The 13676-nt window shown below is 32.9% G+C and carries 11 protein-coding genes; 3 read left to right on the top strand and 8 right to left on the bottom strand.

Features of this window, described 5'->3' with window-relative positions; genetic code table 11:
• Positions 1-37 precede the first annotated feature (37 nt).
• Positions 38-1498, bottom strand: a complete 1461-nt coding sequence (locus IWX84_RS01940; protein WP_196849075.1) for a TonB-dependent receptor — start codon at positions 1496-1498, stop codon at positions 38-40.
• A gap of 95 nt (positions 1499-1593) precedes the next feature.
• Here IWX84_RS01940 and IWX84_RS01945 point away from each other — a divergent pair, with 95 nt between their 5' ends.
• On the top strand, positions 1594-2358 hold the full coding sequence (locus IWX84_RS01945; RefSeq protein WP_196849076.1) for an MBL fold metallo-hydrolase: 765 nt from the start codon (positions 1594-1596) through the stop codon (positions 2356-2358).
• A gap of 11 nt (positions 2359-2369) precedes the next feature.
• A complete protein-coding gene (locus IWX84_RS01950; protein ID WP_196849077.1) occupies positions 2370-2870 on the top strand; it encodes a hypothetical protein in 501 nt (166 codons plus the stop codon).
• 66 nt (positions 2871-2936) lie between these two features.
• On the opposite strand, the gene IWX84_RS01955 is transcribed toward IWX84_RS01950, so the two are convergent.
• Genes IWX84_RS01955 through IWX84_RS01970 form a run of 4 tightly spaced genes read right to left on the bottom strand, consistent with a single transcriptional unit; the run spans position 2937 to position 7137 of the window.
• Positions 2937-3587: an alpha/beta hydrolase gene (locus IWX84_RS01955; RefSeq protein ID WP_196849078.1), complete on the bottom strand. Its 651-nt coding sequence runs from the start codon at positions 3585-3587 to the stop codon at positions 2937-2939.
• Positions 3588-3591: 4 nt separating this feature from the next.
• A complete protein-coding gene (locus IWX84_RS01960; protein WP_196849079.1) occupies positions 3592-3918 on the bottom strand; it encodes a hypothetical protein in 327 nt (108 codons plus the stop codon).
• A gap of 4 nt (positions 3919-3922) precedes the next feature.
• Positions 3923-5176, bottom strand: coding sequence for a dihydroorotase (locus IWX84_RS01965; protein ID WP_196849080.1), 1254 nt, complete (start codon positions 5174-5176; stop codon positions 3923-3925).
• Positions 5177-5208: 32 nt separating this feature from the next.
• On the bottom strand, positions 5209-7137 hold the full coding sequence (locus IWX84_RS01970) for a vWA domain-containing protein (protein WP_196849081.1): 1929 nt from the start codon (positions 7135-7137) through the stop codon (positions 5209-5211).
• Between the two features lie 184 nt (positions 7138-7321).
• Here IWX84_RS01970 and IWX84_RS01975 point away from each other — a divergent pair, with 184 nt between their 5' ends.
• A complete protein-coding gene (locus IWX84_RS01975; protein ID WP_196849082.1) occupies positions 7322-8434 on the top strand; it encodes a lactonase family protein in 1113 nt (370 codons plus the stop codon).
• A 102-nt stretch (positions 8435-8536) separates the two neighbouring features.
• Here the strand turns inward: IWX84_RS01975 and IWX84_RS01980 are convergent, their stop codons facing one another.
• The 3 genes from IWX84_RS01980 to IWX84_RS01990 all read right to left on the bottom strand — a co-directional run bounded on the left by IWX84_RS01980 (position 8537) and on the right by IWX84_RS01990 (position 13670).
• Positions 8537-9889 carry a DEAD/DEAH box helicase gene (locus IWX84_RS01980; RefSeq protein WP_196849265.1) on the bottom strand — a complete coding sequence of 451 codons (1353 nt, stop codon included), beginning with the start codon at positions 9887-9889 and terminating at the stop codon, positions 8537-8539.
• Positions 9890-10017: 128 nt separating this feature from the next.
• Positions 10018-11283, bottom strand: a complete 1266-nt coding sequence (locus tag IWX84_RS01985; protein ID WP_196849083.1) for a YaiO family outer membrane beta-barrel protein — start codon at positions 11281-11283, stop codon at positions 10018-10020.
• Positions 11280-13670, bottom strand: coding sequence for an LTA synthase family protein (locus IWX84_RS01990; RefSeq protein WP_196849084.1), 2391 nt, complete (start codon positions 13668-13670; stop codon positions 11280-11282). Before IWX84_RS01990 ends, IWX84_RS01985 begins: the two co-directional genes overlap by 4 nt.
• Positions 13671-13676: the final 6 nt, after the last annotated feature.

Below are 13676 nucleotides of genomic sequence, written 5' to 3' on the forward strand. Positions count from 1 at the left end.
CTTGCTCTTGACTCTTTCTTTCGATTTTATAAAAAATCTAATTACTTATTTTTAAGATTTTATTTGGATCATAACCAAAAAGTTGATGTTCTTTGATGATTTCCGCAATTCCGGCAGGAAGCATATTTTCCCATCCTGGTTTTCCATGATTTATCATGTTTAATACTTCACGAGAGAATACTTCCAAAATCTCAGGATCATAATCAACAATATCAACAACCTTTCCATTGAATTTGAAGAATTTGTATAATTCTTTCATTCTTGGATGTACTTTTAAATTGTCTGAGGTGATAATTTCACCGTTTTCACCAAGCATTGGATATAAGAAAACTTTCATATCTCGGTAAAATAATTTTCCAAAAGCTTCAAGAATTCCACCGCTTAAATGACGGTAGTATTTCTCGTCAAAAATATCCACTAAGTTATTTACACCCATGGCTAATCCCATTCTTGCTTTGGTATAATTAGCAAAATATTCGACCACTTTATAATATTCTTGGAAATTAGAAATCATTACCGTCTGTCCAAGTGAACAAAGCAATTCGGCACGATCCATAAAATCTCTTTCGTCAATTTCACCATCTGAACGCAAGTTCGATAAGGTAATTTCGAAAACTACAAGTGTATTGTCAACATCAACTTTATTCTCGTTTAGGAACATTTTTAATGATTTCTCATACATGTCCATGTTTACTTTTGTAACTGGACGGAAACTCCCTCTAAAGGCAAGAATGTTTTTTTTATACAGTATGGCAGCAGGAAGGATGTTTTTTCCATCTGGATTAAACATAACTGCATCAGTCATACCATTTTTAACCAGTTGTAAACTCATCAAGCGATTATCTACATCTGCAAAACGAGGTCCTGAGAAATTGATGGTATCTATTTCCAGTTGATCTTTATCTAAATGGTCATATAAATAACGCAACAAGCGTTTAGGATCGTTGTATTTGTAATAGGCGCCATAAATCAAATTTACGCCAAGAATACCAAGCGTTTCTTGTTGTAAACGGACGTCTGTTTCTTTAAACCGAATGTGAATTATAATTTCATTATAATCCTCGTCAGGTTCGATTTGATATCGAATACCAACCCATCCATGTCCTTTAAATTGTTTGGCAAAATCAATAGTTGCGACAGTATTAGCGTAACTGAAAAACATTTTATTGGGATGTTTCTCTCTACTTAAGCGGTCTTCCATTAATTGACCTTCGAAGGTAAGCATTTTTTTAAGTCGGCTTTCTGTAACATAACGGCCGTCTTTTTCTATACCATATACGGCATCACTAAAATCTTTGTCATAGGCTGACATCGCTTTTGCAATTGTACCCGAAGAACCTCCAGCTCTAAAAAAATGTCTAACAGTTTCTTGTCCTGCACCAATTTCGGCGAAAGTTCCGTAGATGTTTTCATTCAAGTTTATACGAAGTGCCTTGTCTTTTGTAGAAGGAATTTGTTCGATGACTTTGTCACCCTTTAGTTTTATTTCAGTACCCATTTTATTTTAAATATGGCTAATATGTTACAAAGTTAGTTAAAATGGTTTTTAATGAAGGAGAAATAATCCTATTTTTGTAAAAAATTATGATACCGTTGAAGATATATTTTTTAGGCACAGGGACATCGCAAGGAATACCTGTTATTGGGAGCAATCATTCGGTTTGCAAAAGTACTGATTTTAAGGATAAAAGACTTCGAGTATCCGTTTGGGTATCTTGGGAGGATTACTCTTTCGTAATCGATTGCGGACCAGATTTTAGACAGCAAATGCTTACATCAAACTGTCAAAAAGTGGATGGAATCTTGTTTACTCATGAACATGCGGACCATACTGCAGGTTTAGATGATATTCGCCCTTTTAATTTTAAGCAAGGCGAGATACCTATTTATGCCCATCAACGTGTAATTGACAATCTAAAAAGTCGCTTTGGATACATTTTTGAAACCAAAAATAGATATCCAGGCGCACCTTCTGTAAAAACAATTGAAGTGGTCAACAATCAGCCTTTTTCGATCGGCGATAAAAATGCGATTCCTGTTAATGTAATGCACGGCGATCTTCAGGTTTTTGGCTACAGGATTGATGATTTTGCTTATTTGACTGATGTAAAAACGATTGAAAAAAGCGAGGTTGAAAAATTAAAAGGTCTAAAAGTATTGGTGGTAAATGCCTTACGCGAGGAGCCGCATAATACACATTTCAATTTGCAGGAAGCTTTAGATTTTATTACTTTGGTTCAACCGGAAAAAACCTATCTCACTCATATTAGCCATATTCTTGGTTTTCATGAAGAAGTACAAAAAAAACTGCCGGAAAACGTTTTCTTGGCTTACGATAATTTAGAAATCACAATTTAATAATTTTTAAAATGAAAAAATCATTAATGCTTTATGCTCTTATTCTGGCTTTATTATTTAATGTTTATACTTATATGTTTTTGAGTAAGGAAGTAACTTTTGAACAGGATCGATATAGCAGAGTAACGACCAAGCTAAAAGACAGTTTGAAATCTGTTACCAATAAATTGGCTGATGCCAACTATTTTTCTTTGGAAAAAAACGAAAATGCTCAAAATTATTTTGATTCGGGAAGCGCTGAAAAAACGATTCAGTACGAAAAATTAATTCCAGTGGTAACGGAAAAATTGTTAGACTTTAATTCGAATCCAAAAGGAAACCCTTATGTTGGGCAAGATCAAATTGGAGCCAATAAATTTATTATCAATAAAGTTAGAATTCTAAATCACCGATGGATTATTGCGGATTTTAGTGATGGAGAAATCTGGGGAGAAGTTTTATTAAAATACTTTGTCAATGATGATGAAAGTATTGCTTTTGAAGTAAATCAATCGTTACTGTATCAAAAGTAATGTCTAGTATTCCGTTGCAGTTTTCAGTGTTCAAAAATACCGAAAACTGCAATACAATTGTGAATACTAATTTTCAAGGAGCCAATTTTTAAAATCATAAAAATTTTGTGGCGCTACACCATGACCTACAGGATATTCTTTATAAGTAGCATTGATACCTAATTTCTCCAAAAATGGTTTTGTTTTTCGAGCCCAATCAATTGGAATTACCTGATCAGCCGTTCCATGTGAATGAAATATTTTTAGTTTTGAAAGATCGTTGCGCAAGTAATTTTCTTCTAGAATAGGTTCACTTACATAACCGCTCAACGCAACTACTCTTTGTACTTTATCAGGATGCGATAAGGCTATTGCATAACTTAAAATCGAACCTTGGCTGAAGCCAACCAAAGTAACGTTTTTAGAATCTATCGGATAAGTTTGAATTAATTCATCAATAAATTGAGCTATTAAATCCCTTGAGATTTTTGCCTGTTCATGATCTGAAAATTTATTTTCATCAGCATCAAAATTGATAGCATACCATGCATAAGCACCGTATTGCATGTTATATGGAGCTCTCGCTGAAACAATATAATATTCTTCTGGAAGTTCAGTTGCAAAGGAAAATAGATCTTCCTCGTTGCTGCCGTAGCCATGCAATAAAAGTAAAAGTGGGTTTTTGTCTAATTTTATTTTGGGTTCTCTAATGAGATATTCTAATGATAAATTATTCATGTGTTTATGATATGTTTGAAAACCATTTTTGAAAATAGGCTCCTACTAATGGCATTGGTTTTGTTTCTCCTTTTATGGCGGTAAAAATTCCGTACGACCATAAAACAGAAACGCAAATCCACATAGGTGCCGAAATCAGTAAACTATCAAAGTTACTGATAATCAATCCTAATGATATAAATGTAAGTGTAATGCCTAATCCTTGACGAATATGAAAGGAAGCAAAAGCATTTTTGTCATCCGCATTCATGGACATTGCTATGAAAACACCAATACCCAAAATATAACTTGTTATTGCTGCGGTTTTTCCTGCCTCGATTGTGTTGTTCATTTTTTTATGCTAAAATTATTTTTTTCTGATTCACTATTCCGTAGACTTTTCCTTTGATTTCTAATCCAAGAAAAGCGGAATTTTTCGATTTTGAAAAGATGTTAGATTTGGTGAAAATACTTTTTCCTTCAGGATTGAATAAGGTAATATTCGCTTTTACTCCTTCAGCGATGGGATCACTTTCGATACCAAAAGTAGATTTTCCTGCAGTCAATTTTTCAATTATAGTTTCTAATGGTAAAACGGTCATCAAAGCGCCAAAAGCACTTTCCATTCCTATCGTTCCGTTTTTTGCTGTATCGAATTCCATTTTTTTATGCTCAATATCTATTGGATTATGATCCGATGTAATCATATCAATCGTCCCGTCTTTTATTCCTTTTAATAATGCCTTTCTATCTGTTTCAGTTCTCAATGGTGGCGAAACTTTATATCTGGTGTCAAATTCTTCTAATGTTGCATCGGTTAAAACCAAATGATGCACCGCAACGCTACAAGTTACATTCAATCCTTTGTCTTTAGCGTCTTTGATTAATTGGACTGATTTTGCAGTTGAAATGGTTGGAATATGTAATTTTCCTCCAGTATATTCCAGTAGAAATAAATTTCGTGCAATTTGTAGTTCTTCTGCAAGATTGGGGATTCCTTTTAGGCCTAATCGGGTAGAAACAATACCTTCATTTGCTACTCCGTTTCCTTTTATTTTGTCATCTTGTGCAAATGCAATGACTAATCCATCAAAATCCTGCACGTATTGTAAAGCAATTTTGAGTAAATTAGCATTGTCCAAACTTTTATTATAATCACCAAAAGCTACGGCGCCAGCCTTCTTCATATCATACAATTCGGCCATGTCGTTTCCTTGGCTCTCTTTGGTCAAAGCACCTATAGGGAAAAGCTGGGTAGCAAATTCATGAGCTTTGTTCAATACAAAATTAACTTGTGATTGATTGTCAATAATAGGGAAGGAGTTGGGTTGTAATGCAATGGCAGTAAAACCACTTTTTGAAGCTGTGTTAAGTCCGTTTTCAATAGTTTCTCTGTCTTCGTAACCTGGTTCTCCTAACGAAACGCTACTGTCAAACCAACCTTGTGAGACATGTAAATTATCAAGTTTTATTTCTTCTGCATTTTCTGAATTTGGAAGAGATGCTCCAATTTTTTTTATAAAACCATCAACAATTAAAATATCTAAAGTCTTGTTATGAAAAGGACTTTTTGAATCAATAATTTTGGCGCCTCTGATGATTATTTTCATAAGTATTTTTTAATTATTTTGAACTTCGCTATTTATTTCACGAATCTTATAATCGCCATTTCGGTCAGTAGAAATAACAGTGCAAAGATAACAAACCATTTCCAATTTTGATTATCGGTTTTGTTAGTTTGTAATGTGTCAAAAAATGTTGAAGTAGAATCAATTATTTTGTAGTCAGAAAGGATATTTTCATTGGCTTGGGCCAAATCACTTTCGGTTCTATTGTAATTGAAACTGATGTTTTCCAGTCCTTCTTTTTTGTTGTAAATTTCGAAATTTCCAGCTTCTTCCGGATAGTCGTTGAAAGTTAGTTGCACTTTATTATTGAGGATTTTTTGAATAGGAATAAATTGTTCATCTGAGTTTTTTACCGTTAGAATATCATCCTTATTTAAAGTCGCGTCAGTAAGATGCGGATTGTTATTACCTATTGTCAAAGCATTTACGTTATTGTTCTGATTATTTATAGCCATTTTATAGAATGTAGGAACAATTAGAGGTGATTGCTGGAAATTTGAATTTACAGTATTGATAGGTGCCGAAAAAACATAAACTGCCGAAACAGCATTTTGTATTGATGCCAAGAAAACACTTTGATCTTCATAGGATAAAGCAGCAGGACTTGAGCTGGATAGTATGAATGAATTTTTTGTTTTTGGATATTGAAAATTGTTAACCTTATTCATAAAAACGGAGCTGAATAAGGGATGATTAAAATTGATTTTTGTAATCAGTTTTTCTTTATTTTCTAAAGAATTGAATTTTAAGTTGCCAAAATTCATCAAAAAAGCATTCATATTTACACTTGTTGATGCAGCAGACGGAATCACAATAAGATTGCCTCCCTTTTCTACGAATGATTTTAAGGTGGTTTGCAACGCTTGAGGAATTTCGTCCAATTCGTTCAAAACAATGGCATCTTGATTTTGCAGGCTATTGTAATCGAGTGAACTAATAGTGGAATTACTATAAACAAATTCATTGCTAGTATAAATTCGGGATAGAAAACTACTTTTTTCGGCTTCTCCAATACTGACAACGTTGATTTTTTTAGTTTTCGAAATACTAAAATAGAAGGTATTGTCATACGCTAAACCATTGTCCACAATAGAAACAAAACCGTGAAAAGTTTGTTTGGGTATTGTAAAAAGGATACTTTTTTTCTTCGTTTCAAAGTTTATTGTTGTCTTAGCAATGAGTTTGTTTTGATTGTATAATGCAATTGGAATAGCATTAAAATCTTCGCCATAAGCCTTTAATTCGATGCTGATTTCGTAAAAATCATCCGATGCTCCCTTGATAAATACACTATCAATGGAAACATTATTTTTTTGCTCTGCTTTTGGAATTATAAATTCTAGAGTGTCGTTTTTATCAATGTTTTTAAGCTGTTTGTTGTCTAATCCCACCGCATCGGTAATGATCACTATATCTTTTTTGAAAGCCGATTTATGAGCTTTGATTTTTGCCATTAAATTGTCTAATTGGAACGGCATTGCACTGTATTTAAGGTTTTGCAAGGTATTCCGAATCGATTTTATATCTGTGTTCCAATAATTTTCAGAATTGGTAAGCAATGAAAAATTTAGATTTTCGGGAGTTTCCTCCAATAATTCCTGTACAGCACGTTTTAACAATTCCCCCTTTTTTCCTTTGGCTTGCATACTAAAAGAATTGTCCAAGATAATATACATTTCATTGGTCTTATTTTGACTGTCTTTTGCTTTAAAAGTAGGTTGTGCAAAGGCAACAACGATACATGTCAATAATAATGAACGGCAGGTGAGAAGCAACCATTTTTTGATTTTTGAACTTTTTCGGGTCTGAATGGAAAGCTCTTTTAAGAATTTTACATTAGTAAAATATTCTTTTTTGAAACGGCGTAATTGAAATAAATGAACCAAAATTGGAACAATCAATAACAATAGAAAGTATAAAATTTCGGGATGTTTGAAATACATTCTGACGATGAGTTTACTTCACTTGGTTCTTTTTTCAATGCACTTCATTGAATCGTATTATTCAAAAATACGAATTTGTTGACAATTTTGAGAGAAGATGTTATAAAATTTTATAGGAACAAACTAAAGACATTCATTCTAAATTTATTATGTATTTTTAACTTTCGAATAAAAATATCTAATGATGAAAAAAATATTTTCCATTTTCCTTATAATTTCAATAACAGCGGTAGGGCAAGCCCAAAAAAACAAACAAAATTTGATTATTGGAACCTATACCAATAAATGTGAAAGCAAAGGGATATATGTTTATGATTTTGATTCGAATACAGGAAGTTTTAATTTCAAAAATGCTACTGAAAATGTCATAAATCCAAGTTATTTGACGGTATCAAAGAACAATAATTTTATCTATTCAGTAAACGAAAATGGTGCCGAAAGTACTGTCAGTTCTTTTGGATATAATTCTTCAAACGGGAAATTAAACCTTATAAATAAACAAAGTTCAAAAGGAGCGGATCCATGTTATATAATTAATGACGATAAAAATGTAATTGTTGCTAATTATTCAGGCGGAAATATATCCATTTTCAGGAAAAATCCAGACGGAAGTATTAGTGAAGCCAAGCAAGTAGTGCAACATTTTGGCAAAGGTACAAACACCAAAAGACAAGAAGGTCCGCACGTGCATATGGTTCATTTTTCTCCAGATAAAAAGTTTGTTTTATCCAATGATTTAGGGAATGATAAAGTGTATTCGTATCAATACAATCCAAATTCATCTAATGAAATCCTTAAAATTAAAGATAGTGTTTCCGTAAAAGCAGGAAGCGGACCAAGACATTTGACCTTCAGTAAAGATGGAAAATATGTTTATTTATTGCAAGAATTAGATGGCTCATTAACGGTTTTTAGTTATTCAAACGGAATTCTGAAAAAAATTGAAGAAACCACTATTTTAGCTAAAGGTTTTAAAGGAGACACTAGCTCTGCGGATATTCATATTTCACCGGACGGAAAATTTTTGTATGCCTCCAATCGCGGAACGGCAAATACTATTTCGATTTTTAAAATCCTAAAAAACGGAAAATTAGAATCAAGGGGACAAACAAGCACTTTGGGGAAAGGACCTAGAAATTTTGCGATTGATGCATCGGGGAATTTTCTTTTGGTGGCGCATCAATATACAAATGATATTGTGATTTTTAAGCGAAATAAAACTACGGGAGCCATCACAGATACTGGAAAAAGAATCGCTTTGTGTTCTCCGGTTTGTTTGGTTTTTACTAAGAATTAGAGTGCTATAAAAAGTAAATGAAAATAAAAAAGGCTAAAAATGATTTTCATTTCTAGCCTTTTTGTTATTTTAAGCCTTTCGACTTTTGGACTTTCGACAGTCTTATTTGTTCTTGTCTTTTCTCTTTTTGTCTCTGGTTTTTAACATATTTCTGTTGACAGATCCGTGTGTTTTTTTCTTAGTTACACCGGGACCGCCTAAATTGACTTTCTTGTTCTTTTTACTTTTCTCTTGAAAAGCACCGTCTCCGTCAAGTTTCTGTTTTTTCATCATAAATTTAATCGGCTGTCTGTCTTTTTCAGGTTCGATTAATTTTGATGATATTTCAACTGTTTCTGGAAAAGGTTCGATTGCCAATTCCATATTCATCAGTACTTCTATTTCTACTTTGGATTCTTCTTCACGAGGAGCGATCATACTAATTGCCGTACCTTTAGCATCTGCACGACCCGTTCTACCTATTCTGTGCATGTACAATTCAGGTAATTCAGGCATTTCAAAGTTGACAACATGGGTAATATTGGAAATATCCAAACCTCTTGCCATAATATCTGTGGTAATCAAACCACGTAAATTTCCTTCTTGAAAGGAAGCCATGGTGCTCAAACGATAATTTTGAGATTTATTAGAGTGAATTACTCCAAACTGATCTTCAAAATCTTCCTCGATTCGTTCGTGAACCATATCAGAAATCTTCTTATTATTCACAAATACCAAAACACGACTCATGTCTTCGTTGTTTTGTAACAAATGTTTTAGAAGGTTTATTTTGGTATTGAAATTGGGAACCTGATACGCAGTTTGCTTAATGTTCTCCAATGGTGTTCCTGAGGCAGAAAGCGTAACCTCTTCCGGATAATCAAAATAGTCATTCAAAATAGCATCTACTTCATCAGTCATAGTTGCCGAAAAAAGAATGTTTTGACGTTTTTTAGGCATCATGGCCAAAATAGATGTCAATTGGGTACGGAAACCTAAATTAAGCATTTCGTCAAACTCATCAATCACCAATTTTTGCATTTCTTCGAAACGAATAACATTATCCAGCGTTAAATCCATGATTCTTCCTGGAGTACCCACTAGAATATCGCAACCTTTATAGACAGCTGTCTTTTGAGTATTGATGTTTACGCCACCGAAAATCCCAATCGTTCGAACCGACATGTATTTAGTCAATTTTTCTACTTCTTCCACTACCTGTACTACAAGCTCACGAGTAGGAACCAGAATTACTATTTTGGGAGTATGTCCTGGAGTAAATTTATATAATTTTAATAAGGGTAATAAGTATGCAAATGTTTTACCGGTACCAGTTTGAGCAATACCCATCATATCTCTTCCTGACATTATCACAGAAAAAGTTTTTTCCTGAATAGGAGTAGGAGTAGTAAATCCTAAATCGTCTATTGCTTTTTGTACGGATTTAGGAAGATTGAATTGTTCGAAAGTGGTCATAAAACGTAAATTTTGTGCAAAGATAGTCTTTTTGAAAGTATTCACAGAATAAGATTTTAAACTATTGACAATAAGGTATTTGCAATAGTAATTCGCTTTTCGATTTAAGATTTACTAAATCATTTTTTCTACTTAAATTTAAGTTCCCAAGATAAATTAAGGGAATAAATCCAAAAGTAGTTGCCTGGATCAAATATTATTTCTTGGTGTGCAACAGCAAATTGGGTTCCCCAGGCATTACGTTTATTTGAGCTAGAAAAATAATATCCCAAATTAATTTTTTGCGACTTTAAATTTATGATTGAGGCTTCATTTCCATTAAAATTAAACTGATTGTTTTCAGGCGAAAATCCAATTCCTAATGCTATGCCTAGATAATTGTCGGCATCACTGCGGTATTTTCGGTATTCCATGGTTCCAGAGCTGCTGGTTCCAGCACCACCAGGCGTTATGTAAGGCCGAAATGACCAATAGCTATTTCCATAATACCAACCCACAGATCCAGTATATATAGTAGTGGTAGTACTATATTGTAAAGTTCGGAATCCTAAGGAAACTTCAAAACTTTTTGGTAAAGATTTGTACAATTCTGCACCAAATCTAACATCTGGAAATAGAAAAGAATTTGACAAACCTATATTTACATAGGCATAGAGTCCTTTTAAAATTTTCGGGTACAGATCGACTTCATATTGCAACCCATTTTCATTAAATCTTCTATTGAAATTTACTTTCGCTATTATACTTCCGTATTTTGTTTGTCGGCCATATTTAAAAGTATGATACTGCATTGGATCGAATACATCCGAGTACAAATCAACGGTTGAATTAATTCCTATAGCATTTTTGCTGAGTATTTTATTTAAGCTGATTTTGTAATCTTTGGCTTTTTGATCTTCTGGATTTTTATCCAATGCCAGTTGTATAGTGTTTAAAGCGTCTAATGAGTTGTTTGTTTTTTCTTGAGCACTTGCTTTCAAGTACAAAAGTTCGCCATCCTCAGGGAAAATTTTCAATGCATTTTCAGTCTTTTCCAAGGCAAGATATGGGAAATCTCCCCACAATTCATTTTTTATTGCAGCAATCCAAGTACTTTTATTTTTAGTATCTTTCTCTAAAACATAAGCAAACTCTTTCCTTGCTTTTTTATATTCACCATCCCAAGAATATGTTGTCGCCAAAAATGACCGGATTTCGTGATAATTCGGATATTTGGTCAAGATATTTAACAACGTGTCTTGAGCCTCTTTACGTTGCTGGTTGAAGGCTAAATTCCGAGCTGTTTCAAAAGAAGTATCGGGATTTCCATTATAAGTTTTTTGTTGCCCTTGCATTTGAAAAACACAAGAAATGGCTAATATAAAAGTTAGTTTAATAACTATTTTTGAAATCATTTTTTCAAGGATTTTTTAAAAGTTAAGTAATTGTTATTTTCAGAGTGAATTTTTAAAAGGCTATCAATGGTTTTATTTGCATCCTTGATATTATTTACTCGCTTGTATGCTTGTGCCAATTTGTATCCTAATTCCGGATCATTTATTTGATTGGCTAACGCTTTTTTACCAATCGAGATGGCTTTGTTATTTTGGTTTGACCACCAATATACATCCATTATGGCTAAGTAAGAGTCACCATAAAAAGGGGTTCGGTTTATTACTTCCAATAATTCTATTTCTGCATTTTTATAATCACCATCCCATGCTAATGTTCTTCCTTTCAGAGTTCGTACGTCTCCGTAATTAGGCAAGTCATTTAAAACATAATTGCATAATAATCGTGCTTTCTCTCGTTCTTTTTTGAAAGCTAAATCTCTTGCCAACAAGAAAATTTGATCGCGATCCAATCCTTTTGCTAATTTCTTGATTGTCGAAAGTTGCTCAGTTGTGAATTTATAAACAGGTTTCTTAAAGCTTGAAGCAACATTGGTGATTTTATTCTTTGTGGTTAAATATGCATTTAATTGTTTAAAATCATTAAAGGCACCAGTCACAGTTTCCATCATGTCATTGCTTGTTTCACTAATATTGAATTTTTCATCAATTTTAAAAAGGCTTCCGTCCGAATAGAAGTAATCTTTATAAATATAGTCATTAATGCCGCCTTTGTATCTCATCAACGGAATGTTGTGAATGTTTCTAAATTCCCTGACGGTGTCCAAGCCTTGACCAATCCAAGTAGTTTTTTCGATTTTTTTGAATTTATAGTTATTCATTAAAAAGGAAACTAAGCTTGGCGTTACATCTATGTGAGAAGAAATGGATTTGAATTTTGCCGTTTTCTTCAACATGGGACTGTAAATGTAAAGGGGTACGTGAAAACGGGATAAATTGTCTTTTTGGGGAATTGGAATTAATCGATGATCTCCCGTAATTACAAAAATTGTATTCGCATAATCAGATCTTTTAGAATAGGTCTCCATGAAACTTTTAAGAGAATTATCAGTGTAAAGTAGACAGGCAAAGATGTCTTTGAACTCACTCATCTTATTTTTTTCAAGATACGATTTTGTTTTTAAAATCCCTTCCACTTTTTCTAAGTACATTTTTTTTGAAGGGAAATCAAATGGTTCGTGATTGGTAAGAGTCATTATGATATCCAATCGAGGTTGCTTATTATCTTTTAATACCGCTAAAGTTTTGCGGTATATTTCTGCATCGGGATACCCCCATGAAAAGCCACCTGAATTTTCCTTTGTCTTAACATATCCAGGACCAAATTTATTGATGTCTATGATTTTATCGACACCATTATATTCCAGAAAATTACTTTTCTTGTCAAAAGTAGATTCGTCGCCACAATAATAAGTGGTAGCATAACCATTTGATTTTAGAATACTTATTAGTGAATTGTGTTTGGGTAATGGGTTCAATTCCATAAATCCATTCTCTCCAAAAGGTAACGAGCCCATTAAAGACGGTAGGGCTCCAAATGTACGTCCGGCATTACAAACAAAATTTTCCCAATAAAGAGATTTTGAAGTTAATGAATCAAGGTAGGGAGTAAAGCCTTTATATTCACCATCGTCAGTAAAGTCACGTCCAAGACCTTCCATAATAATAAATACTACATTTGGATTCTCTTTATGGATATTGAAAAATGGAGCCAAAACATCTTTGTTATTTTCTGATGCTTTTTCCAAAGGAAATTCGTTCTTAAACGAGAAGTTGCTTTCAGAAGCTACCGTTTTATCATTTTCAGATCTTATAATGTCGCTCAATAAGAAATTTAATTTATTCTGTGAAGCAGGTTTGTGACTGCTGGCAATCAAAAAATTTAAACTTCCAAAAATCAATAAGCATAAAAGTAAAATTTTGGTATTGATTTTATGTCCAAATAAATGGAACAATCGTATCAATCCCAGAAAAAGAATAGGAAGTACGATAAAAGGTAAAAAAGTCAGAAATGATAGTGATAAAGATGCGGTAATAGTAGTGTACATATCGCGCAAGGAATAGCCTAAAAGATCAGCGCCAAGGTTGATATGTGTGGTAAGACTATATCCTATTAATGCCAGTTGAATGATTAAAATAATACAGAAAAGTATTTTAATAACGATTATTCCTAAAGGATTTTTAATGTATTTTAATAATAAATACAGCGGAAAAAATAATAATCCGATTAATAATCCAGTAAAAAAATCATTCAGTAATTTATAGGCAAATGATTGAAAATTAAAATTTTTGAATATTTCAATTAAGCTTAACAAGCAAAAAATAATTATCAAGGAAACCGTTGAATAAATATATTCTAAACTATTTTGGTAAAAGTATTTTTCTTTCATTTATGT

The sequence above is a fragment of the Flavobacterium sp. CG_9.10 genome, from assembly GCF_015752245.1.
Classification (GTDB): domain Bacteria; phylum Bacteroidota; class Bacteroidia; order Flavobacteriales; family Flavobacteriaceae; genus Flavobacterium.

Coding starts and splice junctions, on each gene's coding strand:
- IWX84_RS01940 (WP_196849075.1), bottom strand. CDS start 1,498: ATGGGTACTGAAATAAAACTAAAGGGTGACAAAGTCATCGAACAAATT.
- IWX84_RS01950 (WP_196849077.1), top strand. CDS start 2,370: ATGAAAAAATCATTAATGCTTTATGCTCTTATTCTGGCTTTATTATTT.
- IWX84_RS01955 (WP_196849078.1), bottom strand. CDS start 3,587: ATGAATAATTTATCATTAGAATATCTCATTAGAGAACCCAAAATAAAA.
- IWX84_RS01960 (WP_196849079.1), bottom strand. CDS start 3,918: ATGAACAACACAATCGAGGCAGGAAAAACCGCAGCAATAACAAGTTAT.
- IWX84_RS01965 (WP_196849080.1), bottom strand. CDS start 5,176: ATGAAAATAATCATCAGAGGCGCCAAAATTATTGATTCAAAAAGTCCT.
- IWX84_RS01970 (WP_196849081.1), bottom strand. CDS start 7,137: ATGTATTTCAAACATCCCGAAATTTTATACTTTCTATTGTTATTGATT.
- IWX84_RS01975 (WP_196849082.1), top strand. CDS start 7,322: ATGAAAAAAATATTTTCCATTTTCCTTATAATTTCAATAACAGCGGTA.
- IWX84_RS01980 (WP_196849265.1), bottom strand. CDS start 9,889: ATGACCACTTTCGAACAATTCAATCTTCCTAAATCCGTACAAAAAGCA.
- IWX84_RS01985 (WP_196849083.1), bottom strand. CDS start 11,283: ATGATTTCAAAAATAGTTATTAAACTAACTTTTATATTAGCCATTTCT.
- IWX84_RS01990 (WP_196849084.1), bottom strand. CDS start 13,670: ATGAAAGAAAAATACTTTTACCAAAATAGTTTAGAATATATTTATTCA.